The organism is Halorubrum sp. CGM4_25_10-8A, from assembly GCF_005435025.1.
GTDB lineage: Archaea > Halobacteriota > Halobacteria > Halobacteriales > Haloferacaceae > Halorubrum > Halorubrum ezzemoulense.
Window position 1 is genome coordinate 160,652 of sequence record NZ_SGTX01000003.1, and the last position, 24,999, is coordinate 185,650.

General features: G+C 71.5%; 28 protein-coding genes. 9 read left to right on the top strand and 19 right to left on the bottom strand.

Going from position 1 to position 24,999, the window contains the following annotated elements; genetic code table 11:
- Window positions 1-18: 18 nt before the first annotated feature.
- Both EXE52_RS04985 and EXE52_RS04990 read right to left on the bottom strand, forming a co-directional pair.
- On the bottom strand, window positions 19-1,677 hold the full coding sequence (locus tag EXE52_RS04985; RefSeq protein ID WP_089308304.1) for a DUF255 domain-containing protein: 1,659 nt from the start codon (window positions 1,675-1,677) through the stop codon (window positions 19-21).
- Window positions 1,678-1,866: 189 nt separating this feature from the next.
- Window positions 1,867-2,088, bottom strand: a complete 222-nt coding sequence (locus EXE52_RS04990) for a hypothetical protein (protein WP_049930415.1) — start codon at window positions 2,086-2,088, stop codon at window positions 1,867-1,869.
- Window positions 2,089-2,393: 305 nt separating this feature from the next.
- Between EXE52_RS04990 and EXE52_RS04995 the strand changes: the two genes are divergently transcribed.
- On the top strand, window positions 2,394-3,515 hold the full coding sequence (locus tag EXE52_RS04995; RefSeq protein ID WP_089308305.1) for an asparaginase: 1,122 nt from the start codon (window positions 2,394-2,396) through the stop codon (window positions 3,513-3,515).
- A gap of 107 nt (window positions 3,516-3,622) precedes the next feature.
- Window positions 3,623-4,810, top strand: a complete 1,188-nt coding sequence (locus EXE52_RS05000; RefSeq protein WP_089308306.1) for a hypothetical protein — start codon at window positions 3,623-3,625, stop codon at window positions 4,808-4,810.
- Between the two features lie 30 nt (window positions 4,811-4,840).
- Here EXE52_RS05000 and EXE52_RS05005 read toward each other — a convergent pair whose 3' ends face one another.
- From EXE52_RS05005 to cheB, 9 genes are all read right to left on the bottom strand, one after another.
- On the bottom strand, window positions 4,841-6,097 hold the full coding sequence (locus tag EXE52_RS05005; protein WP_086215818.1) for a carbohydrate kinase family protein: 1,257 nt from the start codon (window positions 6,095-6,097) through the stop codon (window positions 4,841-4,843).
- Window positions 6,094-7,065: a ribose 1,5-bisphosphate isomerase gene (locus EXE52_RS05010; protein WP_086215819.1), complete on the bottom strand. Its 972-nt coding sequence runs from the start codon at window positions 7,063-7,065 to the stop codon at window positions 6,094-6,096. The genes EXE52_RS05005 and EXE52_RS05010 overlap by 4 nt, the downstream gene beginning before the upstream one ends.
- Window positions 7,066-7,124: 59 nt before the next feature.
- Window positions 7,125-7,817 (bottom strand): class II aldolase/adducin family protein, encoded by a 693-nt coding sequence (locus tag EXE52_RS05015; RefSeq protein WP_089308307.1) that lies wholly within the window; start codon window positions 7,815-7,817, stop codon window positions 7,125-7,127.
- A complete protein-coding gene (locus tag EXE52_RS05020; protein WP_049930404.1) occupies window positions 7,814-8,527 on the bottom strand; it encodes an HAD family hydrolase in 714 nt (237 codons plus the stop codon). The genes EXE52_RS05015 and EXE52_RS05020 overlap by 4 nt, the downstream gene beginning before the upstream one ends.
- A gap of 78 nt (window positions 8,528-8,605) precedes the next feature.
- Window positions 8,606-9,478, bottom strand: a complete 873-nt coding sequence (locus EXE52_RS05025) for a CheF family chemotaxis protein (protein WP_049930402.1) — start codon at window positions 9,476-9,478, stop codon at window positions 8,606-8,608.
- Window positions 9,479-10,693 (bottom strand): HEAT repeat domain-containing protein, encoded by a 1,215-nt coding sequence (locus EXE52_RS05030; RefSeq protein ID WP_049930400.1) that lies wholly within the window; start codon window positions 10,691-10,693, stop codon window positions 9,479-9,481. It abuts the gene before it with no gap.
- Complete coding sequence (locus tag EXE52_RS05035; RefSeq protein ID WP_089308308.1) at window positions 10,693-11,511, bottom strand: protein-glutamate O-methyltransferase CheR; 819 nt, start codon at window positions 11,509-11,511, stop codon at window positions 10,693-10,695. The genes EXE52_RS05030 and EXE52_RS05035 overlap by 1 nt, the downstream gene beginning before the upstream one ends.
- Complete coding sequence (locus EXE52_RS05040) at window positions 11,508-13,862, bottom strand: chemotaxis protein CheA (RefSeq protein ID WP_089308309.1); 2,355 nt, start codon at window positions 13,860-13,862, stop codon at window positions 11,508-11,510. Before EXE52_RS05040 ends, EXE52_RS05035 begins: the two co-directional genes overlap by 4 nt.
- Entirely contained in the window at window positions 13,862-14,956 is a 1,095-nt protein-coding gene (gene cheB / locus EXE52_RS05045; protein ID WP_176450746.1) for a chemotaxis-specific protein-glutamate methyltransferase CheB, read from the bottom strand. Before cheB ends, EXE52_RS05040 begins: the two co-directional genes overlap by 1 nt.
- A gap of 102 nt (window positions 14,957-15,058) precedes the next feature.
- Here cheB and EXE52_RS05050 point away from each other — a divergent pair, with 102 nt between their 5' ends.
- From EXE52_RS05050 to EXE52_RS05065, 4 genes are all read left to right on the top strand, one after another.
- Window positions 15,059-15,532, top strand: coding sequence for a chemotaxis protein CheW (locus tag EXE52_RS05050; protein WP_049930396.1), 474 nt, complete (start codon window positions 15,059-15,061; stop codon window positions 15,530-15,532).
- A 124-nt stretch (window positions 15,533-15,656) separates the two neighbouring features.
- Window positions 15,657-16,352, top strand: coding sequence for an ATPase domain-containing protein (locus EXE52_RS05055; protein ID WP_049930394.1), 696 nt, complete (start codon window positions 15,657-15,659; stop codon window positions 16,350-16,352).
- Window positions 16,352-16,744, top strand: a complete 393-nt coding sequence (locus tag EXE52_RS05060) for a hypothetical protein (protein WP_049930392.1) — start codon at window positions 16,352-16,354, stop codon at window positions 16,742-16,744. The genes EXE52_RS05055 and EXE52_RS05060 overlap by 1 nt, the downstream gene beginning before the upstream one ends.
- Window positions 16,745-16,787: 43 nt before the next feature.
- Window positions 16,788-17,396, top strand: a complete 609-nt coding sequence (locus EXE52_RS05065; protein WP_086215825.1) for a hypothetical protein — start codon at window positions 16,788-16,790, stop codon at window positions 17,394-17,396.
- Window positions 17,397-17,448: 52 nt separating this feature from the next.
- Here EXE52_RS05065 and EXE52_RS05070 read toward each other — a convergent pair whose 3' ends face one another.
- Window positions 17,449-18,039: a hypothetical protein gene (locus tag EXE52_RS05070; protein WP_089308311.1), complete on the bottom strand. Its 591-nt coding sequence runs from the start codon at window positions 18,037-18,039 to the stop codon at window positions 17,449-17,451.
- A gap of 132 nt (window positions 18,040-18,171) precedes the next feature.
- Between EXE52_RS05070 and glmM the strand changes: the two genes are divergently transcribed.
- Complete coding sequence (glmM, locus tag EXE52_RS05075; RefSeq protein WP_049930388.1) at window positions 18,172-19,536, top strand: phosphoglucosamine mutase; 1,365 nt, start codon at window positions 18,172-18,174, stop codon at window positions 19,534-19,536.
- Between the two features lie 308 nt (window positions 19,537-19,844).
- Here glmM and EXE52_RS05080 read toward each other — a convergent pair whose 3' ends face one another.
- Both EXE52_RS05080 and sufU read right to left on the bottom strand, forming a co-directional pair.
- On the bottom strand, window positions 19,845-20,561 hold the full coding sequence (locus EXE52_RS05080) for an Sjogren's syndrome/scleroderma autoantigen 1 family protein (RefSeq protein ID WP_089308312.1): 717 nt from the start codon (window positions 20,559-20,561) through the stop codon (window positions 19,845-19,847).
- An 88-nt stretch (window positions 20,562-20,649) separates the two neighbouring features.
- Window positions 20,650-21,072, bottom strand: a complete 423-nt coding sequence (gene sufU, locus EXE52_RS05085) for a Fe-S cluster assembly sulfur transfer protein SufU (RefSeq protein ID WP_049930385.1) — start codon at window positions 21,070-21,072, stop codon at window positions 20,650-20,652.
- A gap of 82 nt (window positions 21,073-21,154) precedes the next feature.
- Here sufU and EXE52_RS18255 point away from each other — a divergent pair, with 82 nt between their 5' ends.
- Window positions 21,155-21,292, top strand: coding sequence for a hypothetical protein (locus EXE52_RS18255; RefSeq protein ID WP_158093601.1), 138 nt, complete (start codon window positions 21,155-21,157; stop codon window positions 21,290-21,292).
- A gap of 197 nt (window positions 21,293-21,489) precedes the next feature.
- Here the strand turns inward: EXE52_RS18255 and EXE52_RS05090 are convergent, their stop codons facing one another.
- From EXE52_RS05090 to EXE52_RS18450, 5 genes are all read right to left on the bottom strand, one after another.
- Window positions 21,490-21,876: a co-chaperone YbbN gene (locus EXE52_RS05090; RefSeq protein ID WP_049930383.1), complete on the bottom strand. Its 387-nt coding sequence runs from the start codon at window positions 21,874-21,876 to the stop codon at window positions 21,490-21,492.
- 99 nt (window positions 21,877-21,975) lie between these two features.
- Entirely contained in the window at window positions 21,976-22,191 is a 216-nt protein-coding gene (locus EXE52_RS05095) for a hypothetical protein (protein WP_049930382.1), read from the bottom strand.
- Window positions 22,188-23,978, bottom strand: a complete 1,791-nt coding sequence (locus EXE52_RS05100; protein WP_086215828.1) for a b(o/a)3-type cytochrome-c oxidase subunit 1 — start codon at window positions 23,976-23,978, stop codon at window positions 22,188-22,190. The genes EXE52_RS05095 and EXE52_RS05100 overlap by 4 nt, the downstream gene beginning before the upstream one ends.
- Window positions 23,975-24,484, bottom strand: a complete 510-nt coding sequence (locus EXE52_RS05105; protein WP_007345352.1) for a cytochrome c oxidase subunit II — start codon at window positions 24,482-24,484, stop codon at window positions 23,975-23,977. The genes EXE52_RS05100 and EXE52_RS05105 overlap by 4 nt, the downstream gene beginning before the upstream one ends.
- Window positions 24,485-24,490: 6 nt before the next feature.
- Window positions 24,491-24,667, bottom strand: coding sequence for a hypothetical protein (locus tag EXE52_RS18450; protein WP_007345353.1), 177 nt, complete (start codon window positions 24,665-24,667; stop codon window positions 24,491-24,493).
- Between the two features lie 97 nt (window positions 24,668-24,764).
- On the opposite strand from EXE52_RS18450, the gene EXE52_RS05110 reads away from it, so the two are divergent.
- Window positions 24,765-24,965 (top strand): hypothetical protein, encoded by a 201-nt coding sequence (locus EXE52_RS05110; protein WP_049930378.1) that lies wholly within the window; start codon window positions 24,765-24,767, stop codon window positions 24,963-24,965.
- The last annotated feature ends 34 nt before the right edge of the window (window positions 24,966-24,999 follow it).

Consider the following 24,999-nt stretch of genomic DNA (forward strand, 5'->3'; position numbering starts at 1 on the left):
CCGGCGTATCGGCGCGACTTACGCTAGGACGTCGCCGACGCGACGCATCAACTCGTCGGGCGTTTCCGCCGGCTCGGAGGTCTCGTCGCCCGCGAGGACGACCGCGGTTCCTTCCGGCACCGTCCGCGGCGCGGGCGCGTCGGCCTCGTGTGCGTTCGGTGCGATCACCTTCTCGTGGTCGGCGACCCGCCACGCGGCGCGGTGGAGGTCGCTCCCGGGCTCGGTCCCGACCGCGATGACGGTCGTGCCGCGCCGGAGCCGGGCGGCGAGGCTCCCGTACGCGGCGACCTGAACGCTCAGGCGCTCGGTCGCGCCGGCGAACGCCTCGGCCGTCTCGCGGGCGACCTCGCGGTAGCGGTCCTCGCCGGTGAGCGCCGCGAGGTCGAGGAGCGCCGTCGCCATCTCGACGTTGGCGTCGAGCGGGCGGAACGACCGGTCGAGCAGTCCCGCCCCCGAGCGCGGCCCGTCGACGAACGACCCCTCGACGTGGAGCCGGTCGATCGCTCGGTCCGCGACCGCGCAGGCCACGTCGGCCCCCTCGCCGCGGACGCCGGCAGCGCGGACGTACGCCCCGACCACGCGGGCGGCGTCCTCCAACAGGTCGGACTCGCCGGCCTCGTCGCTGCCGCGGTAGTGGGTGACCGCGCCGCTGTCGGCGTCGATCAGGTCGCGTTCGAGGCCGTCGAGGATCCGGTCGGCGTACTCGCGGGCCCCCTCGTCGTCGGTGTAGGCGGCCACCGCGAGCAGCGCGTCCGCGGCGAGCGCGTTGCCGCCGGCGAACACGGTCAGGTCGCGGCGGGGGTCGTCGAGGTCCGCGCGGTCCTCGGCGGGGGCGGCGTAGTAGGCGCGGCCGAGCCCGGGACCGAGGCTGCCGCCGACGCCGTAGCCGGTCCAGAGGTCGTCGGTGAGGAAGTCCACGGCGTCGAGCGCTGGGTCGAGGTACGCCTCGTCACCGGTGTAGAGGAAGGCGTTCGCGAACGCGCGGGTCACGGCGGCGTTTGTGTCGAGCGGCTTCTCGTAGGCGACGTCCCCCCAGTCGGACGTCCCCGCGTAGCGGAAGAATCCGCCGTCGACGTCGTCGGTGAGGTGGTCGCGGACCGCGTCGAGCGTCCGGAGCGCGCGGTTCCGGTCCCGCTTCAGCGCGAACTCGACGGTCCGCGGGAGCGGGAACTTCGCGTCTGTCCCCCAGCCGGCGTTCTCGGCGTCGTACTTCGCCTCTAGCTGCCCGGCGAGGTGGCTCTCTATCCCGTCGGTCACGTCGCCGCGGGGCGGCAGGTCGGCGTCGAGCGCCCGGGGGACGCGCCCCGCGTCGCGGCCCTTGTCGGTCCACATCTGTCGGACCGATTCGAGGACCTGCCGCATCCCGTCGACGTCGAGGTAGCCCGCGCCGGTCAGCAGTCTCCCCTCGGGCGTGAGGAAGGCGGTCGTCGGGAACCCGCCCATGTTGTAGCGCTCGCGCACCCGCGGGTGGCGGTCGACGTCGACGCGGAGGGGGACGAACCCCTCGTTGACGTTGGCAGCGATCCGCGGCTCCGCGTAGGTGATCGCGTCCATCTCGTGACAGCCCTCGCACCAGGTGGCCGACAGCGAGAGCAGCACCGGGCGGTCGCGCTCGTCGGCCTCGGCGAACGCCTCGGGGCCCCAGTCGCGCCACTCGACGCGGGTCTCGTCGCTCATACCCGCAGTCGGCCCGGGACGGGGGTAAGCGCTTCGAGAGCGGAACGGCGCGGCCTGAAAGCGCGCGGGGGCGGCCGGGAGGAGGGCCCGGAGATAGGAGAACGGCCCGGAGGAGGGCGGGAGGGCGCAGCGTCGGTGTCCACGCGACGCCTCGGCGGTCGGCGAGCGGTCGAGTCGGCGGCGGCGGTCTCAGCGCTTGTGGTCGTGACCGAGCGCGAGCGCGAGGGCGTTCGCGAACAGCAGGGCGACGAACAGCTGCCCGGTGCCGCCGTCGAGGCCCGCGTACAGGAGGGCGGGGTACGCGGCCGGGATGGCGATGGCCGCCCAGAAGGCGGCGGCTTTCACGGTGCCGGTCATCAGCCCGGCGAGCCGTTCGCCGGAGGCGATCTGCGTGGGAGCGGGGGTTGACATGGACACCTCTCCGTAGGAAGGGGGACCACATATAGCCCGACGAGGGTTCGACGAATTTCACCACGTTTCTCGGTCGGTTTGGACGTTTTAAAACCCGCTCAGAGATATTTTAACTGTTTATCGGCTCCGCTAATCCTTTGTTTCGAGATCTGTGCCGAACCGAGGGTTTCGGAGCGTCTGGGCCCGCGGAGCAGTCCGACCGCCGCGAGCCGCCGGTAGTCGACCCCGGTCGCGGTCCGGCGCGCGCCGAGCCGAGCGCCTGCCGCGGTACCAATCGCTTTGTCCGTCGGGGAGCGAGGACCGGTATGACCGAGACCGATCACCGCGACCGGCGCGGCGACTCGAACGGCCGGCGCGGCGGCACCGGAAGCGACCGAGAGCGACCCGCGGCGCGAACCGACGGCGGTCGCCCGGGCGTGGCGGTGGTGGCCTGCGGCGGCACTATCGCCTCGGAACCGGGCGAGGACGGTGCGGCGCCGGAGAAGACCGGCGACGACCTCGTGGCGGCGGTGCCGGCCGTGAGCGACCACGCGCGGGTGACGGCCAGAGAGGTCTGCTCGCGGCCGGGGTTCGACGTCCGGTGGCGCGACGTGCTCGCGACCGCGGCGGCGGCGCGCGAGGCGGTGGGCGAAGGCCCGGACCGGACGGGCGTGAGCGCGGACGAGGCTGCCGACGGCGTCGTCGTCACCCACGGGACGGACACCCTGGCGGACACCGCGTTCGCGCTGGACCTCCTCACGGACCTCGACGCGCCGGTCGTCGTCACCGGCGCGCAGCGCCGGCTCGACGAGCCCTCCAGCGACGTACCGGCGAACCTCGCGCTCGCGGTTCGGGCGGCCGCGGACAGCCGGTTCTCGCGCGGCGTCCACGTCGCGTTCGACGACGAGCTCCACGCCGCCCGCGACGTCGTGAAGGGCCACAGCAACGCGCTGTCGACGATGACCTCGCCGGGCGCGGGTCCGGTCGCGACGTTCACCCGCGCCGCCTCGCGCGTCGTCCGCACCCCCGAGCGCGGCGTCTCGGTCGATCCCCTCGCAGACGCCGTCGAGGGTGCTGAGGACGTGCCCGAGGTCCCGGTGATCCACTCGGGCACCGGCGTCGGTGCGGGCGCGCTCGAACGCGCGCTCGACGCGGGGGTCGGCGGGATCGTCGTCGAGGGGACCGGTCTCGGGAACGTCACCGGGGCGCTCGGAGAGGCGATCGGCGAAGCGGTCGAGTCCGTGCCGGTCGTCGTGGCCGGGCGCCCGCCCGCCGGGCCGACGGAGCCGGTGTACGGGACCGCCGGCGGCGCCGTCACGCTCGCCGACCACGGCGTCACGTTCGCCGGCGACCTCCCGGCCCCGAAGGCGCGCGTCGCGCTCGCGCTCGGCCTCGCCGCCGACCTCGACGCCGAGGGGATCGAGGCGCTGTTCGCGCCGCCGGCGTAGGCCGGCCGGAACGCGTCCCGCGCTCCCGGACCGGCCGCGGACCGGTTGGTTAGACGCGCGTTTGCGTCTACAGGAGGGACTTACGTATCGACAGCGTACCGCGAGGTATGACTGGTCTCACGCGGCGAGCGGCCCTCCACGGCGTCGCCGTCGGAGGCGCCGCCGCGCTCGCGGGGTGTACCGAGGCGGGCGACCCGATCCCGGGCGGAAACGGAACGGACGGCGGCGACGGACGCGACGGCGACGGTAACGCGAGCGACGGCGGGGACGGCGGCGACGGGGTGACGACGGCGGTTCAGCAGGTCGGCGCGGCCCTCTCCGGGCCGGCGTGGAACCGGAACGAGCGACGCGGGTTCTGCGCGCTGATCACCGAGGAGCACGGCGAGGGCGCGGGGCTGTTCGACGACGCGCCCGAACGGGTCCGCGCGTTCGTCGAGGAGACCGACTTCGCGGCGTCGAGGCTCTGCTACGTCGAGTCCGTCGGGCCGGACACCTGTCACGACGAGATCGCGTTCGGCGGGGTCGCGGTCGAGGACGGGACCCTCGTCGCGAACGCGACGGTTCAGGGGCCGGGGGGCGACGATGTCACCTGCGGCGAGGCGATCACCTACTCGGCCGCGCTGCTCCGGGTCACGAGCGATCCCCTCCCCCAGGCGGCGCGGCTCTCGGTCACCGACGGCTGGGGCGAGACCGGGACGGTGCGCGACGCCGACGGAATCCGCGACCCGGAGGGGCTCGCCGGGGAGATCCGACCCGACCACGGGCCGTCGAACGTCCCCGCCTCGTTCGACTGCGACGCGGAGGGGGCCGAGCGTCACCCACAGCTCTACGAGGGCGGCGTCAACTGGGGCGGCGCGGGCGGGGTCGGCACTAGCGCCGGCGGCGACGGCCCGCTCGCGCTCCGCGTTGTGATCCCCGGCGACGACGCCCCCGGGTCCGATCCGCTCGCGATCGGCCGCGGGACTGCGTTCCGGATCGAACTGACGAACGTCTCCGGTCGCACGGCGTACGTCGGTAGTCGCGGGCAGTACAACCTGGAGGTCCTGACCGAGGCGGGCTGGACCGAGCTCCGCGCGACAGAGGGCGACCCCGCCGTCGGCTACGACGACGTGGCGATCGGCGTCCCGCCCGGGGGGACGCTGACGTGGGAGTTCGAGATGAGCGAGTCCGGGCTCGTCGGGGACGGGCCGCAGGCGGACGCGTTCCGGGTCTGTCCGGACCTCGTTCCCGGCCGCTATCGGTTCGTCTTCTTCGGCGCCGACGACCTCGCCGTCGCGTTCGACTACGAGGACTGACGCGGCGGCCCGGCGTCAAACCGCGGCGTCTCAGCCGCGGACCTCGATGAGGAGGTCCGTCTCGGGCGACTCGCCCATCCGGTCCCGCACGCGGTCCCACGAGAGGTCCGTGCGCGCGGTCACCGACTCGGTGGCGACCGCGCCGCAGGCGTTGCCGACCAGGATCGGGACCTGGTAGTCGCGCGGGTCGTGCGAGAACCCGTCGCCGGTGATCTCCGGCTCCCGCAGCGCGGCCGCGAGGAACCCGGCCGCGAAGGCGTCGCCGGCGCCGGTCGTGTCGACCGGGTCGACGTCGAACCCGGGGTGCGAGACGCTGCCGTGCGGCGTCCGCACCGTCGCGCCTTCGTCGCCGAGCTTGATCGCGACGACGCGGTCCTCCGGCTCCCACGGATCGACGTCCGTGGCCGCCGCGAGCGCGTCGGCCTCCCGGTCGTTCACGAAGAGCACGTCGCTCGCGTGGAGCGCGGCGTCGAACTCCCGGTCCGCGACGCGGCGCCCGGGGTCGAAGCTCCGGGTCGCACCCGCCTCGGCGGCCGCGGTCGCGAGCGCCGCGGCGGTCTCGGGCTGCTGGCCGGTGAGGTGGAGGTGGTCGGCAGCTGCGAGCGTGTCGCGGTCGAGCCCGGCCGCGGAGAACGACTCGTTCGCGCCGTCGTTCGCGAGCATGAGCAGCTCGCCGCCGCCGTCGACGATGACGTACTTCACCGAGGTCGGCTCGGCGGCGTCGACGAGTACCTGGCCGGGATCGACGCCGGCGCTGGCGAGCTCGCGCAGCGCCAGCGCGCCCGACTCGTCACCGCCGACGCTGCCGTAGACGACCGACTGGCCGCCGAGGTCGACGAGCCCGACCGCGACGTTCGCGGCGCTGCCGCCGCCGGACTGTTCGAGCCGGTCGATCCGCGTCTCGCCGTCGGGCTCGGGGAGGCGGTCGACGTGGATCGTCACGTCCCAGTTGATGTGGCCCGCCGAGACGACCTTCGGGACGCGGTCGGCGTCGTCGGGGTTCAGGTCGGGGTCGCGGTCGACCGACGGGTCGACCCCGTCGCCGGCGGGGGGCGCACCGCCGTCGGCGGCCTCGTTCCCCGCGCCGTCGTTCCCCGCGCCGTCGTCGGCTGCCCCGTCGGTCGCGGTGCCGCCGTCGCCGTCCCCTCGATCCTCGGAACCTTCGCCCTCCCACTCGTCGACCTCGCGGCCCCACGCCGCGACCGTCTCGTCCCAGTCGTCGACGCCCTCGCCGTCGCCAGGTTCGGACGCGATGTCGTCGTCGCCCGCGCCGTCGCGTCCGCTCATGGTTCCGCCCACGGCTCGGCCGCGCCCTCGCCGAACAGCTCCCGCATCAGCGTCACGATGCTCTCGGGCGGGAACTGCCCCTGCTCGGTGACGATCGCGTCCATGTACCGCGGCGGCGTCACGTCGAACGCTGGGTTCTCGACCGCGATCTCACCGATCTCCCCGCGGGTCTCGGCGTCGATGACCTCGCTCTCGTCCCGCATCTCGATCTCGACGGTGTGGCCCGTCAGCGTCTCCGGGTGGAGCTTGATCGTCTGTGCCGCGGTCATGATCGGGACGCCGCGCTCGCGGGCGTTGACCGCGAGCCCCGAGGTGCCGATCTTGTTGATGACGCCGCCGTCGGCGGCGATCGAGTCCGCGCCGACGACGACGTGGTCGACCTCGTCGAGGTACCGCCGCGCCGCGGAGTCGACGATGAGCGTGACGGGGACGCCCGCGTCGCGGAGCTGTTCGGCGGTGATGTGGCCCTGCTGGCGCGGGCGCGTCTCCTTGACGACCGCCGAGATCGACTTCCCCTGCTCGACGGCCGCCTCGATACACGCGAGCGCGTCGGTGGAGTGGCAGTGGGTCATCACCGTGTCGCCGTCGGCGAGGCGGTTCGCGCCGACCCGCCCGAGGTCCTCCTGCGCGCGGTCGAGCTGGCGGACGAACGCCTCGCTCGCGTCGGCGACGCTCAGGCGGAGTCGGTCGACCGAGTCGCCCTCCATCCGCTGGAGGACGTATCGGAGCGCGTTGGGCAGCGACACCGCGGTCGGGCGCGTCTCGCGGAGCGTGCGGGCCGCGGCGCGCATCGACGCGCGGAACGCCGCGGGGTCGCTCGCGGTCGCGTCCGCCGCGGCCGCCGCCTCCGCCTGCTCGGCGAGGGCCTCGGCGGCCGCGGAGGCGATGGTCGCCGCGCCGCGGATCTCCATCGTCGCGATCGACTCGGCGGTCTCACGGACCGCCGGCGCCGGCTCCGTGTCTGTCATACCGATCCGGTAGCCGCCCGTGTATTTATAAAACCGGCCGACTGCCGGCGCCGCCGCCCCTACTCCGCGTCCGGCTGCTGGCCGTAGCTCTCGAACCGCTCCTCGACGGTCGCCATCTGCTCGTCGGTGAGGACGTGCGGCTCGCCGACCGCGGACGCGCGCAGGTAGAGCCGGCAGATGTCCTCGACGTGGCGGGTGTTCTCGACCGCCGTCTCCACGTCCGGGCCGGTGACGACGAGCCCGTGGTTGGCTAAGATTGCGGCGTCGGAGTCCGCCTCGGCCATCGCGGCGACGACGTTCGCGGCCAGCTCCTCGGTCCCGTACGGCGCGTAGTCGGCCAGCGGCACCTCACGGCCGACCGCGGCGATCATGTAGTGGACCGGCGGGAGCTTCCGGCCGAGCGTCGCCATCGTCGTCGCCCACGGCGAGTGGGTGTGGACGATCGCGCCCGGCCGGTCGTGCCCGTAGATGCCCGTGTGCATCGGCACTTCGCTCGACGGCGCCATGCGCCCGGCGAGCCGCTCACCGTCCAGCGACACCACGGGCACGTCCCCCGCGTCGAAGGAGTCGTAGGGGACGCCGGTGGGCGTGACCGCCACCGCGTCGCCGTCGCGGACGCTCAGGTTTCCGGTCCGGCCGGGCGTCAGATCGGCGAGCGCCGGCGCGTACTCGACGACCGCGTCGCGCGCCTCGCGCAGGAGGTCGGGGTTCGCTCCCGGCTCGGGGTCTCCCCCGGCGTCGTCGCGGGTCACGCCGCCACCTCCGTCAAGTCGGTGAGCGCGTCGAGCCGACGGTCGGGGCGCTGCCGCGCCGAGAGGTCCGCCTCGGCGGGCGCGTCGCCGTCGGCGACGAAGAGGGCGGTGTCGAGACCGACCGCGTTCGCGCCGGCGACGTCCGTCTCGGGGTTGTCGCCGACCGCCAGCGCCTCGCTCGGCCGGCGGTCCAGCTCGGCGAGCGCGGTCGTGAACGGGAGCGCGCTCGGCTTCTCGCGGCCGACCTCCTCGGAGGTGACGAGCAAGTCGATCCGGTCGTCGACCCCGAGCGCCGTGAGCTTGCGCAGCTGGATCCGCGTCGTGAGGTTGGTCACGACCGCGACGTCGATCCCGGCCGCGTCGAGCGCGTCGAAGGCCGGTTCGACGCCGTCGCAGGGCGACATCTCCGCGAGGAATCCGTCCCAGTAGGCGTCGCCGGCCGCCAGCGCGGCCGCGGCGTCCGGCTCGCCGGAGCGACGGTACAGCCCGCGCTTGAAGTAGACGTGCCGGTCGTGGCAGGCGGCGGTGGTTCGCGTCTCGCGTTTCGCCTCCCGTCGACCGGTCGCGTAGAGGTCGTCGAACGCCGCGCGGTCGAGCTCGTACCCGCGCTCGCGGAGGGCGTCGAGCGCGGCCCGCTTGCCCGCCTCGTTACAGGGGGCGTACGGGTACAGCGTGTTGTCGAGGTCGAAGAGGACCGCCTCGTAGCTCATGGGCGGACTCGACGCGGCACCGACTTAACTGTGATTCGACGCGGCGACACCGCGCGGTCGAGAAGCGGAGACCGCGCCTCACTGCTCGTTCATCGCCTCGCTGGCGATGTTGCGGCCGCGGGAGTTGAGCGCCACCTCGCGGCGGATCCGGACCTCCTCGACCACTTCGAGCTCGACCAGCCGCTCAAACGTCTCCTCGACGTCGTCGACGTCCATCCCGAGGAACGAGGGGATCTCGAACGGCGAGACGCCGGAGTACAGCGCCATCAGCACCTCGCGGTCGCGGCTAGAGAGGTCGACGTTCGTCGACGACCGCTCCTCGCCCTTCCGGAGCCACGACTCGACGAACCGCATCCGGCTCGGGTCGCCAGCGACGTGCGTCTCGATGCTCGTCCCCTCGTCGTCCGTGTGCGACACCTCGATGACGGGCTTTTTCTCGCCGTTCACCGTGCGCTTCGCGGCGTCGAGCCCGCTGATGTCGTCGAGGTCGAACTTCACGAACGCGCCGCGCTCCAAGGCGGCGTTGAGCCCGTTCTCGTCGATCTTCACGCGGGCCTGCTCCCACTCGGTGTCCTGGACGACGCCCCCCTCGATCGCGGGGTGTTTCGCCATCACGGTCTTCTGGTCGAGCAGGGCGCGGTAGACGTCGCGCTCGAACGACTCGTGGTCGGAGGCGGCGACGAGCATGACCTGATCGCCTAAGTCGAAGCTCACGTAGTTGGAGACGCGCGCGACGGACTGGTTCGCGTCGTGGCGGCCGCCGAGCCGCTCCAGCTTCGACAGCGGAATCGTCCGCTTCCCGTCGTTGCCGGCCAGGATTAGCCGCCGGTTCGAGAGCAGGACGCGCCCGGGCGTCCACGAGACGTCGCTCACCTTCCGCCCCTCGCGGACCGCGACCGCGAACTTCGCCTGCGTGTCGGTGATCTTGTACTCGCCCTGGTCCTGCGCCATTTACGGACCCCCCGCGCGGAGCTTCGAGACGGCCGAGAACACGCGCTTCCTGACGGCCTGACTGTCGTCGTCCGCGTACTCTTCCAAGCGGTTGAGCGTCTCCTGTCCGCCGATCTGTCCGAGGACGAACACCGCCTTCGCGCGGGCGTCCTCCGGGTGTTCGGGGCTCAGCTTGTCGAGCAGACGGTCCTCGACGACCGGCCCGCCGAGGCTCTTGAGGCTCGTGGCCGCGAACTGCGCGGTCTGCGGGTCGTCGTCCGCGAGCGCGTCGGCGAGCGCCTCCACCGCCGTCGACGCGTCCGGGTCCGCCACCCGGCCGAGGATCCACGCCGCGTTCCGCCGCTGGCGGCTCTGCTGGCCGTCGGTGAGGATCTCGACGAGCGGCTCGACGACGGTCGCGTCGTCGGCCGCCTTCAGCTCCGAGACCACCTGGTCGCGGACCGCGTGGCTCTGTTGGGTGGGCACGTTCGAGAGCAGCTCGATCACCGAGTACACCGCCGCGTTGCGCACGACCGCGCTCTCGTCGCCGAGCGCCCGCGCGAGCGGCTCGACCGGTTCGGGCGTGCTCGCCTTCCCGAGGGCCCCGGCCGCGATCCGGCGGATCGACTCGTCGCCGTCGTCGAGCAGGTCCAACAGCGGCGACAGCGCCTCGTCGGTGCCGATCGTCCCCAGCGCGTTGGCCGCGGCGCGGCGCACGCGCGGGTCGTCGTCGTCCAGCCGCTCGCGGAGGCCGGGGACCGCTCGGGCGTCCGCGAAGGTCCCGCAGGCCTGCGCCGCGCGGAGCCGGACGCGGGCGTCCTCGTCGTCGAGCGCGCCGACGAGCGGCTGGACCCCGCTCGCGTCGTCGAGCCGCCCGAGCGCGTTCGCTGCCGCCATCCGGAGCTCCGGGCGGTCAGCCTTCAGCGCGCGGGCGAACTTCCGCGCGGTGACCCACTCGGCCTCGGCGTCGCCGCCGCCGCCCGTGAGCTCCTCAAGGAGCTGTTGGAGCGCTTCCTCGCCGATCGCGTCGAGCGCGTCGACCGCCGACCCGCGGACCTCTGGGTCGTCGTCCGTCGTCGCCGCGCGGAGCAGCCCGTCGACCGTCGCCTGATCGCTCTCCTCGCCGACTTCGCCGAGGAACTCCGCCGCCCGCCGCCTGACGGCCGCGCTGTCGCTGCCGAGCGCGTCCCGGAGGCGCTCCGCGTTCCCGTCCCGGGCGTGCTGGTACAGCGACATCAGCGCCTCCCGAACACCCGTCGTCGCTTGTCGATCGGTTCGTAGCGGTCGGTGCGGTCCGGGGGGACGCTCTCCGTCATCCCCAACACTAAGACGCCGTCGTCCGCCAGCGACGCCTCCAGCGTGTCGAACAGGGCGGCCTTGTGGTCCACGTCGATGTAGATCAGCAGGTTCCGGCACAGCACCACGTCGAACGGGTCGCGGGCGCCGTCGCGGATCAGGTCGTGCGTCTCGAAGTCGACGAGGCGCTTGACCGCCGGGCGCACCTGAAACGCGTCCTCGTCGCGCTCGACGTACTTGTCGGGGTCGGAGAGCGGCTCCAGCTCCTCGGCGATGTCCGTTGTGCGCGTCGTGTGGTAGACGCCCTCGCGGGCGTTTTCGAGGGCTTCCTCGCTGATGTCGGAGCCGAGCACCTCGATCCGCGACTCGTCGATCTCCGGGTCGTCCCGGGCCAGCATCGCGACGGAGTACGGCTCCCGGCCGTCCGCCGAGGGCGCGGACCAGACGCGGACGCGCCGCTGGTCTGCGGTCCGCTCGCGGAGCACGTCCCGGAGCACGTCCCACATCTCCGGGTTTCGGAAGAACTCCGTCACGTTGATCGTGAGCGCGTCCATCAGCGCCTGCCGCTCGTCGGCGTCCTCGCGGAGGATCCGCTCGTACTCGGCGTGCGACTCCGTGTCGCGCCGCCGCATCCGCGCCGTGATCCGGCGGTCGAGGTACGACTCGTTGTAGTACCCCGGCTCGAACGGCACCGTGTCGTCGATCTGCCGGAGGACGCCTTCGAACGCCGTCTCGCCGTCGTCCGCCGACCCGCTCATAGGCTCACCACGTCGAGGACGGCCACGACGTCCCCGTCCCCGAGGACGGCCGTGCCGCTGAGGCCCGGCGTCCCCGAGAGCGGGCCGTCGAGGGGTTTGACGACCACTTCCTCCTGGTCTAGCACCGCGTCGCAGTGGAGCGCGACCTTGCGCGTCTCCTCGCGGATCCGGACGAGCATGCCGTCGTCGCTCGGGCCCTCGCCGGACCCGTCGGGCGCCGCGGGGTCGGCCGGGACGAACCCGTCGTCTCCCGGCTCGTCGGCCGCGACGCCGCCGTCGGCGGCTGGCGTCTCGGTCGGCCGTTCCGCCGCGGTCGGATCGATCTCGCCGAGACGTTCGTTCAGCCGGACGACGGGGTAGAGGTCGTCCTCGTGTCTGACGACCTCGTCGCCGTGGACCTCCTCGACGTCGTCGGCGCGGGCGACCTCCGCGATCGACTTGATCGGGATGCCGTACTCCGTGCCGCCCACGTCGACGAACATCACCTTCACGATGGCGACGGTGACCGGGAGCCGGAACCGGACCGTGCTCCCCTCGCCGGGCTCGCTCTCGATCGAGACGGAGCCGTCGAGGTCGCGCGCGGTCGTCCGGACCACGTCCATCCCGACCCCGCGGCCGGAGACGTCGGTGACCTCCTCCGCGGTCGAGAAGCCGGGGTGGAAGACGAGGTCGTACACCTCGTCGTCCTCCATCGCCTCGACCGCCTCGCGGCTCTTGACGTCCTCGTCGACCGCCTTCTCGCGGAGCTGGTCGGGGTCAAGCCCGCCGCCGTCGTCCGACACCTCGATGATCACGTGGTCGCGCTCGCGCTCCGCCGTGAGCGACACGTGGCCGGTCGGGTCCTTGCCGGCCGCTTCGCGCTCCTCGGGCGACTCGATCCCGTGGTCGACCGCGTTCCGCAGGACGTGGACGAGCGGGTCGCGCATCTCCGTGAGGATCGTGCGGTCCAGCTCGACGTCGTCGCCCTCGATCTCGAAGTCGATCCGCTTGTCGAGGTCCCGCGAGATGTCGCGGACGAGCCGCGGGAACGAGTCGGACACCTGCGAGAACGGGATGAGCCGCATGTCCATCGCCGTGTCTTGGAGACTGGAGGCGAGCTTGTCGAGCTCGTCTAAGGCGTCCGACTCCGCGTCCGTCCCCTCGATCTCGCGGCGGAGCTTGATCCGGCTCGTCACCAGCTGCTCGACGAGCCCGTACAGCTCGTCGACCTGATCGACGTCGACGCGGATCGACTTGATCTCGTCGCCGGACTTGGAGTCGGTCCCGCCGGCGGACCCGGAGTCGTCCGACGGCGAACTGGAGTCGTCCGACGGCGAACTGGAGTCGTCAGCGGACGGCTCGGCTTCGCCGTCGTCGTCGGACTGGTCGGGCTCGTCGTCCGCGTCGGCCGCGGCCGGCTTCGCCGCGCCTTCGGCGTCGATCTCGCCCGAGTCAGCGTCGCCGGGGTCGGCGGGTTCGGGCCCGGCGTCGCCCGACTCGGCGGCGGACTGCTCGGGGGCCGCCGATTCGGCGTCCGGGTCGCTCGATTCGACCTCGGCGGCGTCGCCGCCGCCGACCGCGGCCGCCGTCACCGCCTCGACCTGCGTGAGCGCCCGGAGCCCCTCGGCGACGACCTCGGGGTCGGCGCCGCCGACGAAGGCGTCGAACCCCTCGTCGTACTCGCCGTCCTCCAGCGCCTCGGGCGCGGGGTCGGTGGCGTGCCCGTCGAACTGTTCGTCGAGGGCTTGGAGGACGAGCGCCGCGTCGACGCCCGGCATCTGGGCCTCGCCGATCGTCACGTCCGCGTACGCGACCGGGCCCGGGAGGTCGTCCGCGGCCGCGGGCGGCTCCGGCACCGAGATGTCGGGGGCCTCCCCGTCCGCGTCGGCTTCGGTTCCGCCATCATCGTCACCGCCGGCGTCGCCTTCGTCGGCCGCGGCATCGCCGGCGCCGCCGGCCGAATCGCCGTCTCCGCCGGCGTCGCTCCCGCCGACGGTACCGTGCTCCTCCATCTCGCGCAGGCGCGATTCGAGGTCGGAGGGGTCCGTCGACACCTCGCCGGTGTCGGCGATCTCGTCGACCATCGCCTCGACGGTGTCGACCCCCTCGAAGAGGAGATCCATCAGCTCGGGCGTCACCTCGCGCTCGCCCTGCCGGACCGCGTCGAGCAGGTCTTCGAGGGCGTGCCCGAAGTCGGAGACGCCCTCGTACCCCATCGCCGCGGCGTTGCCCTTCAGGGTGTGAGCGACGCGGAACACGTCGTCCATCGCCTCGGCGTCCTCGGGGTCCGCTTCGAGCGCGAGCAGGGCGTTGTTGAGGTCGGTGATCCCGTCTTCGGCCTCGGCGACGAACGCGGCGCGGTGGGAGTCCATCAGGCCTCACCCCCCACTATCGCGCCGGCGACGTCGTCGAGGTCGCACACCGCGTCGACGCCGCCCGTCTCGACGGCGCGCTTGGGCATCCCGTAGATGACGCAGGTGTCCTCGCTCTGCGCTAGCGTGTACGCCCCGGCGTCGGCCATCGCGCGGATCCCCTCGGCCGCGTCCGAGCCCATGCCGGTCAGCACGACGCCGACGAGCGGGTCGTCGATCACCTCGGCCGCGGAGCGCATCGTCACGTCCGCCGCGGGGGTGACAGTGTGGGAGTCGTCGTCTTCGTCGAGCTTCACCCGGAGCCGCCCCGACCGGTAGCTGTCGATGCGTGTGTGGCTTCCGCCGCGGGCGACGAGCGCCTCGCCGGCGCCGATCCGGGCGCCGTCGCTCGCCTCCCGCACGTCGTACGCTGAGGCCTCGTCGAGCCGGTTCGCGAACCGCGAGGTGAACGCCTCGGGCATGTGCTGGACGATCACCACGCGGCAGTCCGCCATCGGCAGCGCCGACAGCACGCGCTCGACCGCGTTCGGGCCGCCGGTCGAGGCCGCGATCACGACCGTCAGCGGGCCGTCGACGTCCGCGGCGTCCGCCTCCGACGCGGCGCCCGGCGAGCGCGACGCCGCGGCGCTCGGATCGTCACGCTCGCGGGTCGCGGCGTCGAGGTCGGCGTCCGCAACCGAGCGCACCGCCTCGACGAGCCGGTCCGACTCCCGCGAGACGCCGGTAGACACCTCGCCGCCCGGCTTCGCGAAGAAGTCGACCGCGCCCCGGTCGAGCGCCTCGAAGGTGACTTCTGCCCCCTCGTCCGTGTGCGCGGACAGCATCAACACCGGCGTCGGCGTCTCCTCCATCAGGCGCTCGACGGCTTCGAGCCCGCCCATTCCGGGCATCTCGACGTCCATCGTCACGACGTCGGGGCGCGTCTCGGCCACCACCGAGAGCGCCTCCTCTCCGTCCCCCGCCTCGCCGACGACCGCGACCCCGGCGTCGCTCAAGAGGTCGCTTATCAATCCCCGCATGAACGGAGAATCGTCGACGACCACCACCCGCGGCGACCCGTCCCGACCGCCGCGCCGATCCGTCGTCCTGCTCATACTCCACAGCGCGCCCAGAATCAGCATAAATCCACGGACCCAGTAATCACCCCTGATAATTCAGGGAACACGGTTATTTGTCGGTTCACCGCAGGTACGGGCATGGCAGCCACAGAGGCGGACGCCGAACCGACCAAGGTGCTGGAGTTCGGCCTGGGCGACGGGACGTACTGTCTGGACATCGGCGTCATCGACGAGATCGTCGACGCCGGCGAGCTCACGCGGATCCCCAACTCGCCGGACCACGTCGAGGGCGTCATGGACCTCCGCGGCCGGACGACGACGATCGTCGACCCGAAGACGCTGTTCGACATCGACGAGGCCGGTCCGCGAGAGCGGATCGTCGTCTTCGACGACGACGAGATCGACGAGGGCGGCACGGTCGGCTGGATGGTCGATGAGGTGTTCCAGGTTCGCGACGTCTCGCCCGAGGACGTCGATCAGAGCACTACCGTCGAGGACGAGGGCGTCCGCGGTATCGTCAAGTCGGACGACCGGTTTGTCGTGTGGGTCTCGCCGGACGTCGACGAGGCCATCGCAGGCGACCTCGACGACGTCGAGGCCGCGGAAGCGTAGCCGAGAGGGCGGAGCGAGCGCCGGGCGACCGCGTCGGCGACCCCGTCGGCGTCCGCCGGCGATCGGTTCTCACGGGTGAGAACCGGGTGCCAACGCTTATCAGCCGTCCAACGGGTCCCTACGTATGCGCGTCTCAAGCGGCGTCCCGGGGTTCGACGACCTCGTCGACGGCGGGTTCCCCGAGGACCGCCTCTACGTTGTCAGCGGCCCGCCCGGGAGCGGGAAAACGACGTTTTGCTCACAGTTCGCGGCCCAAGGCGCTCGGAACGGCGAGGACGTCCTCTACATCAGCATGCACGAGACGAAGGACGGGATCCGCGAGGACATGAGCGGCTACGACTTCGGGTTCGACCGCGCGCTCGACTCCGACCGCGTCACCTTCCTCGACTCCTTCTCGTCGGACGGCCGGCGCTTCTTCGGGCTCCCCGGCGACCGCCGCGACCGCTCGGGGGTCACCAACCGGCTCACCGGGTTCATCAACTCCCGCGACATCGACCGCGTCGTCTTCGACTCGACGATGCTGCTGCGGTTCCTCTTAGACGACGACGAGGACACGATGATCCAGCTGCTCTCCTCGCTGAAGCGGACCGACGCGACGACGCTTCTGATCTCCGAGATGACCGACCCGAGCGCGTACTCCGAGGAGCACTACCTCGCGCACGGCGTCGTCTTCATGCACAACTACCTCGAAGACGAGGGGATGCGCCGCGGGGTCCAGGTGCTGAAAATGCGGGGAACGGACGTCGACACCGACATCCAAGACGTGGAGTTCACCGACGGCGGGCTCCGCGTCGGCCCGGCGGCGACGGTGACGCACTGATGTACGACCGCACGTTCGGCACGGAGTGGGACGACCTCTCCCGCGAGGAGGCGGTCGAGCGCGCCTTCGCGCTGGGCGTCGCGGCCGGCGTCGACAACCCCCGCCCGGAAGAGCTCGACCGCGTGCTGGAGACGTTCTCGGGGAGCTACGACCGGAGCATCGTCGAGCTGGCCTACGACGAGGGGCGAACGAAGGCGCTGGAGGCGAAGGCGGAGCGGGACGACCCGGAGGACGAGGCTGTCTGGTCGTCGCTCGTCGACGGCGCCGGCGCACCGCGCGAGTCTCCGGTGCCGGCCGCGCTCCCCGGGGCGATACGCGAACTGACACTCACCGACGGGCCGCGGGAGGGCCCGCCCTCGTCGCTCGACCTCCCCTCCATGCTTCGAAAGTGATCCCTCGGAAGGGTTTTACCCGACACACTCTCACGTCCACAAAATGACTGTGCTTCCCGACGCTGTCCGCGGTGCCGACAGCGTCCTCATCAGCGGTCCGCCGATGAGCGGGAAGTACGACCTGTTCAACCGGCTGCTCGCAGGGTGGTCCACGGGCCCGGTCGTGATCTCGACGGGACGGACCGCGGAGAAGGTCCGCGAGGACTACGAGGAGCTGACGGGGGCGGACGGCGACGACGTGGTCGTCATCGACTGCGTCACCCACGAGCAGGGCGACAAGCGCGAGGACACGCCGGCGACGAAGTACGTCGCCAGCGCCGGCAACCTCACCGACATCGGGATCAAGTTTACCGACATCGTCGAGTCCTCCGTGGGCCGCGACCGCGCAGTCGGCGTCTACTCGCTGTCCCAGCTGTTGATGTACTGGGAGCCAGAGCGTATCTACCGGTTCACCCGGGTAATGACCTCGCAGACCTCCGGCGAGGGGTGGCCGTTCGTCGGGGTCGTCGGCTCGACCGCCCACGACGAACAGGTCGTTCACACCCTCCACGAGCCGTTCGAGGTCGTCGTCGAGACCCGCGTCGACGACGACGCGCGGGAGTTCCGCGTCCGTGGCCGGGTCGGCCAGCCGTCGGACTGGGAGCCCTTCTGAGCCGGGAGCCGCACCGTGGCCCGAGATCCCCGCGGCTCGCGTCGAACCGGCCTCACCCCACCAGTTCGAACTCCGCGCCGATCGGGGGCGCGTCGACGAGCCCCCAGTAGACAAACCGGTAGGTGCCGTCGCCCAGCGGCGGGCAGACCTCCAAGTCGACGCCGTCGACCGCGTCGGCGATCGCCGACTCGGTCAACGTGATGTCCCAGGAGTACGCCGAACTCGTGTCGAGCGACGCCTCGGTCCGGAGGAGTTCGACCGCCTCGCCCGAGGTGGAGCCGCGGATGTCGAGCCACCCCTCCCCCGTCTCGCGCTGGAGCGAGTAGGCGGATTCGCCGAGCGTGGCGGCGGGAGCGTCGCCGGTGTTCCGGAGGACGAGCCGGAGCGACTGGCCGTACGTCTCGGTCGCTCCCTCCGTGGAGAGCTCAACGGTCGTCTCGTCCGTCTCGACGAGGGTCTCGGTGACCGACGCCTCGAACGGCTGACCGAGGCGGACGAACCCGTCGTCGTCGCAGGTCAGCGTCGCCGGCGTTCCCTCCGGGCCCTGCGGTCCGTCGCCCGCCGCGAAGTCGAGACAGCCCGCCGTCGCGACGGACAGGGCGAGCGCGCTCCCGGCGAGCGCGTCGCGTCGCGTGTGGTCCATACGGGTCGAACGAACGCCACCGGCATGAACCGCACGCGTCGTCGCGGGAACGACCGCGGATGTCGGTCGAGCGACACGCGACCGGCCGAGCGGTTCGGAACCGCTTTCCCCTCGGCCGGCGGATGGCCCCGCATGGAGCTGTTCGGATCGAGTGGCATCCGCGGGGTCGCGCTGCGGTACCTCACGCCCGCGCTCGTCCTCGACATCGCGAAGGCGGCCGGAACGGTGTGGGACGCCGACCGCGTCGCCGTCGCGCGCGACACGCGGACCACCGGCGAGCTGTTCGCGAACGCGGCCGCGAGCGGCCTCGCCGCGGTCGGCTGCGACGTCGACCGCCTCGGCGTCGTGCCCACGCCCGCGGTCGGGAACTACTGCGAGGCCGACGGGGTCCCCGCGGTCCTCGTCACCGCCTCGCACAACCCGCCGGAGTTCAACGGCATCAAGCTGGTGGGCGCCGACGGCGTCGAGCTCTCCGTCGACGTGTTAGAGCGCATCGAGCGGCGCGTCCTCGACGACGAGTACGACCACGCCGACTGGCGGTCGGCCGGCGCGACGACGCCGATCGATGGCGCCGTCGACGACTACGCCGACCAACTGACCGCTGCGGTCGACCGCGAGGCGGTCGCGGACGCCGACCTCACGGTCGCAGTCGACCCCGGTCACGGCGCGGCCTCGGTCGCGTCCCCCCGGATCTACCGCGAACTCGGCTGCGAGGTGTTGACGGTGAACGCGACGCCGGACGGCCACTTCCCCGGCCGCGACTCCGAGCCGGTCCCCGAGAACCTCGCGGACCTCTCGCGGCTGGTCGCGACCTCCGACGCCGACGTGGGGATCGCGCACGACGGCGACGCAGACCGTGCCGTCTTCGTCGACGAGCGGGGGCGGTTCGTCGACGGCGACACCTCCTTCGCGGCGCTGGCGGACGCCTGTCTCGAACCGGGCGACGCAGTCGTTAGCGCGGTCAACGTCTCCCAGCGGCTCGTCGACGTCTGCGCCGCCAACGACGCCGACCTCGAACTGACGCCCATCGGCGCGACGAACATCATCACCCGGACGCGCGACCTCCACGACGAGGGGGTCAACGTCCCCATCGCGGGCGAGGGGAACGGCGGGCTGTTCTTCCCGCCGTACCGGCTCTCGCGGGACGGGGCGTACATCGGCGCGCGCTTCCTCGAACTGCTCGCGGCCGCGGACGGCGCGCCCGTCAGCGAGGTCGTCGCGCCGTACACCGACTACCACTTCGTGCGGGAGAACGTCGAGTACGCGGACGACGACGAGCGCGACGAGATGCTCTCGGCCGCCCGCGCCTACGTCGAGACCGCCGACGCGGAGCCGAACACGACGGACGGCTATCGGCTCGACTACGGCGACGCGTGGGTGCTGGTCCGCCCCTCGGGCACCGAGCCGAAGATCCGGATCTACGCCGAGTCCGCCGACGCCGACCGCGCCGAGCGGCTGGCGGCGGACATGCGCGTCGCCGTCGAGAGCGGGCGGTAGCGCAGGCTATTTGATAATCGAAACTGCGGTGGCGCGTGCCTACGAGCGGCCGCCACCGGCGGCCGCGAGACAGCACGCGCGAGGGACGCGGCGACCGGAGCGAAGCGGAGGGAGCCGCGAGGTTGGGGAGGCGTGAGGCGCGGTCGCGGGGCTTTGGCGGTGATTGCCGGCGATCCGCAGTCGATTACTCATAAACGGTCGGCCGAGACTCTGGTGGGGCTCGCCGCCGATCTACCGGGATCAGGTTGTTAACCGACAGCCGAGACCTCGACCGCGGCCGCGACACGGAGACGTGTTTATAAGTAGCGTCAGTCCAGCGCCGCCAGCGCCTCGGCCGCCTCGCGGGCCGCTTCGAGGTGGTCGCGGGCGCGCCGCGGGTCGTCCGTCTCCTCGGCGGCACGGGCGAACCGCGTCAGCGTCCGGGTCAGCGACGCGCGGGCGGCGCCGACGCCCTCGGCGTCGTCCGTCAACTGAGGCGGGGTGGGTCGCCCGGACTCGGGCGGTCGGGAGTCGGGCCGCCGCGGCTCGGGCCGCTGGGAGTCGGACTGCTGCGGCGGCGCTGACCCCTGCGGCGGCGCCGACCCCTGTGACTGCACGGCGGCCGAGCGGGAGGGCCGCGGCCCCGCGCTCTCGGTCGCACCGGACTCGGTCGTGGCGGGATCGGTCACACCGGAGTCGGCACCCACCGAGCCGTTCTCGGCGACGCCGTCCGCCGCGCCGGCGTCCACGTCCGGCGGGGCTCCCGTCGCCTCGGTGCCTCCCGCCGCGTCCGGCTCCGCCGCGGTCCCGGTCGCCTCGTTCGCCCCCGCCGCGCCGCCGGCCTCGTTCCCGCAGGTGGGACAGAACTCGCGACCGTCGTGACGGAAGATGGGGTCGCCGCACTCCTCGCAGTGGCGGTTCGTCATCGTCGCGCCCTTCAGGAGGAGCTCGGACATCCGCTGGGTGTGCTCGCGCTTCTGCTCGTCGTCCGCGAACTTCTCGCGGAGCTTCTCGCGTTCCGCCTCCTTGTCGAAGTCGTCGCTCATGGGCTGACGAACGTGGTTCGCGGGCAAAAGTCCGGTGGGCTCGGGACGAGCCGTGGCGGGAGCCGACGGGCGCCGTCGGCCCGCGGGCTCACTCCTCGGTGACCGTCCGGTCGTCGGGGTCGAGCTCGCCGCGGTGGATCTTCGCGCCGTCCTGCGCGACCTGTCGCCCCAGCACCGCGCACTTCACGCGCATCGGCGAGATGTCGACGCCGAGCATCTCGGTGACGTCGTCGGTGTCGAGCCCGTCGAGTTCGTCGACGTTCATCCCGTGGAGCCGCTCCGAGAGCATGCTCGCGGAGGCCATCGAGATGGCGCACCCGTCGCCCGTGAACCGCACCGCCTCGATCGTCTGCTCCTCGTCGTCGAGGTCCACGTCCATCCGGATCGTGTCGCCACAGGAGGGGTTCTCGCCGACGTGCGTGAAGTCCGGATCCTCGAGTTCCCCGTAGTTTCGCGGGTTCTTGTAGTGGTCGAGGATCTGCTGTCGGTACATGTCCGAGCCCAGTCCCATACTGGCGCACAGTACGCCGCTCCGGCTCAAAAGGGTTCCGTCGAGCGCGATCGTTTATAAATAGGTGAGAGCCAAACGACGAGTGAGTACGGAAAGTGCGGTGGCGCGCACCTGCGAGCGGCCGTCAGCGGCGGCCGCGAAGCCAGCACGCGCGAGGGAGGCGGCGGGCCGGCGCGGCGGCGCCCGCGCCGGTGCGTCCGCCGAGGCTGGGGAGGTGTGAGGTGCGGGGCCGAGCGGTACGGGGTGGCACTCGAAGGGGCAGTCGTGAGGCGGGCAAAGGCGGTGTACGTACCACAGCGACAGAGTGGAGCGACTGAGCGAGGAACGCAACGAGCGTGCGCCCGGCTCGCGACTGGGGCTTCAGTGGTGTCCGTCGGCGACCCCCGGAACGAGTCCGAACCGACACATCAGCCTCGGTCAGGCCGCGTGCTCGTCGACCCACGCCGTCAGGTCGTCGCCCGAAATGAACCCGTCGGCGCGCCGCGCGACCGGCTCGCCGTCGACGAAGAGGACGAACAGCGGGACGCTCCGCACGTCGAACCGCTCGACCAGCGGCGGGTCGTCGCGGGGATTCACCAGGCCGACCGCCAAGTCGGCCTCGGCGCCGCGGGCCACGTTCCCGATCACCGGCTCCATGCTGGCACAGATGCCGCAGCCGTCGGTGTAAAACTCCACGAGCGCGGCGTCCGCGTCGGCGACGAAGGCGTCGAGAGCGTCCTCGTCCGCGAGCGAAACGGGCCGGTCGGTGCCGGACGATCCGGAGGAGGGCGCCTCGGAGGCGTTCGAGGCAGTATTGGATTCCATACGCATTATTGGGCGTCGACGGTGATAACTGCTTCCGTCGACGCGGTCGGCGTCGGAGAGAAGAGCGCGAGGGCGCGTCGGCGGGAATGACCGGCGTCGCTACGCCGGTTCGTCGGGCTCGGGCTCGGTCCGCCACCCGCCCTTCAGCGTGACGTACCAGACGGAGGCCCCGGCGAGGACGAAGACGGCCCCCATGTACGGGATGATCGGCAGCTCGACACCGACGAAGTCGAGCACGGTCCGGAGCTCGTAGACGATCACGCCGAAGATCGCGAGCGTCACGAGCAGCCCGCCGCGAGAGATGTCGACGCTCATCGGACCACCTCAATGAGCGAGGCCGAGAGGTCGGCGACGGCGCCGAACAGCGGGGCGGCCGCGTCCGCCAGCGCGTCGAACAGCGGCGCGAGCCACACCGGATAGGTGCCGACGCCCGGTCCGAGCAGTCCGCCGCGGTTGATGATCGCCGCGATCGGCAGCGCGTACGCGAGGACGACGAGCGTGAGCGCGATGCCGACCCACAGGCGGAGGTTATCGAGCACCTGCGGCGCGTCCTCCGCGCCGGAGACCGGACTGGGGAGCGGCTCCGCGAGCCCGGACACCTTCGGGTTCCCCATCGTCAACACGAGGTTCCCGAGGAAGAGGATCGTCGAGACGAAGAGCAGGGTCCCGCCGATCGCGATCTGGATGTTGAGCTCCTCGAAGCCGCCGAACATCGTCGGGTAGTCGAAGCCGGAGTACTCCGGCTCGGCGGTGCGTCGCGGGACGCCGAGGAGCCCCTGCGCGTGCATCGCGTTCGACATCAGCGCCATGCCGATGAACCAGAGGACGACCTGGAACAGCCCGATCTGGCTGCTGTAGATCGGCTTGTTGCTGATCTGCGGCCAGATCCAGTAGGTCCCGGCCATCATCGTCAGCGCGACCGCGGTCCCGACGGTGAGGTGGAAGTGACCCGGCACCCACAGCGTGTTGTGGATGAGATAGTTGATGTTCATCCCGGCGTTGACCATGCCCGAGAAGCCGCCGGCCGCGAACATCAGGCCGGCAAGCATCATGCCGGTGAACTCCGGCTTGCGCCACGGGAGGTTCGTGAGCCAGCCTAACAGCCCGGTGCCGCCGCGCTGACGGGCGCCGTACTCGACGCTCGCGACGACCGTGAACGCGGTGAGCAGGCTGGGCAACAGCAGGAACATCGTGTTCGTCATCGAGATGAACTTGAACCCCTCGGCGATCCCCGGGTCGAGGTACTGGTGGTGGATCCCGACCGGCGTCGAGAGGAGAACGAACAGCACGAACACGACCCGGGCCAGCGGGTCGCTGAAGAGGCGGCCGCCGGCGATCTTCGGCAGGACGGTGTACCAGAGCATGTACGCCGGCATGAGCCAGAAGTAGACGACCGGGTGGCCGAAGAACCAGAACAGCGTCCGGGTGAGCGTCGGGTTCACCTGGTCGATGAAGCCGAGCGACCACGGGAGCAGGAACAGCAGGACGGAGGCGGCGACGGCGGACGAGGCGATGTACCACATCGTCATCGTCGTCAGCACCATGAACGTCTGGAGCGGGATCCGCTCGTCGGGGTGCTCGCGCCGCCACGCGAGGAACGTCCGGAACCAGTCGGCGCCCGCGATCCACGTCCCGACGATGAACACGGTGAGCCCGGCGTAGAACAGCGGGTGCGCCTGAAGCGGCGCGTAGAACGTGTACAGCACGTCCGCGCTCATGTCGATGGAATCGACGAACCCGGCGAGGATCGAGATCCCCGTGAGCGTCATGCCGGTCGCCATCAGCCCGTACCACGTCCACGTGATCTTGATGTTCAGGAGCGGCCGGTCCAGACTGCGCGTCAGCGCCCAGGTGAACAGCCCGACGAGGAAGAATATCGTGAAGCTGATCACCATGAACACGCCGTGCGCGGTGAGGACGGTGTAGTAGTCGGTCGAGGGGATGATCCGCGCGACGTCGGTCCGGTGGAGCGTCTGGATGATCCCGAAGATCGCGCCGAGCAACAGGGCGAAGAAGGAGCTCAGGAAGGCCGCGCGGACGACCCTCGCCTCGTCCGGGAACTTGTCGACGAACGTCTGTTCGGACTCGATGGCGGTGCTCATTCTGAGTCACCTCCGCGGCTCTCGAACTCCGACTGGCTCACGACGTTGATCTTTCCTTCCATGACGTGGTGACCGGCGCCGCAGTACTCGTTACAGACGAGCCCGTACTCCGTCGGCTCCTCGGTCTCGACCGTGATCTCCGAGACCTCGCCGGGGACGGCCATCGTGTTCGCACTCGTGCCGACGACCTCGAAGCCGTGTATCACGTCGCGAGAGGTGACGTGTAACGTCACGGTGCTGTTCGCCGGCACGACGATCGGAGACGGTTCGAAGCCGAACTGGTAGGCGACGATGTACGCCTCGTACTCGTTTTCGCCCACCTGCTCGACGCGGGGCTCGGAGAACCGCTCGTCCTCGTCGAGCGCCGCGGCGTCGACCGTCGACTGCGAGTCGGCGACCATCGCCACGCCGGGACCGACCGCCCCGTAGGTCACGGTGCCGATGAGCGCGAGAATCAGGACGATCGACAGCGCGAGCCAGAGCTTCTCGTAGGCGTGAATGTGCACGTGTGATCACCCCACCACGACGAGATCCCGGCCGAGGAACTCTACGAAGTAGATGTACACCCACGCGAGTACCAAGATTGCGAAGTAAATTCCGATGAGCGTGAGCGTGCCGATCGGGTCGAAATCCTCTCCCTCGCCGCCGACATCGTCAGTCGGAGCGTTTGCTGCCTCACTTTGGCCCATAGGCGACTTTGACAGTAGAGAGCCATATAAGATCTACCCGTTCTCGCACCCTGAAAACACGGGTGTTATATATTTCCGGCGAGCGCATGGTTACGGCATGGACTTCTCGATCCAACAGGCCGTACTCCTCGTCCTCGGCGGACTCGTCCCCGCGATGGTGTTCATCGCCGATCGGGCGGAGTTCGTCGTGGCGGTGACGCTGGTGAACGTCCTGCTCATCTGGGGGAGCCTCCGGATCGCGACCGGCGGGGCCCTCCCGGGGTTCGCCGGCGACTCGGCCGACTCCGAGCACGCGTAATCGATCACGAACCGCGGGACCCGCCGCCCCCGGT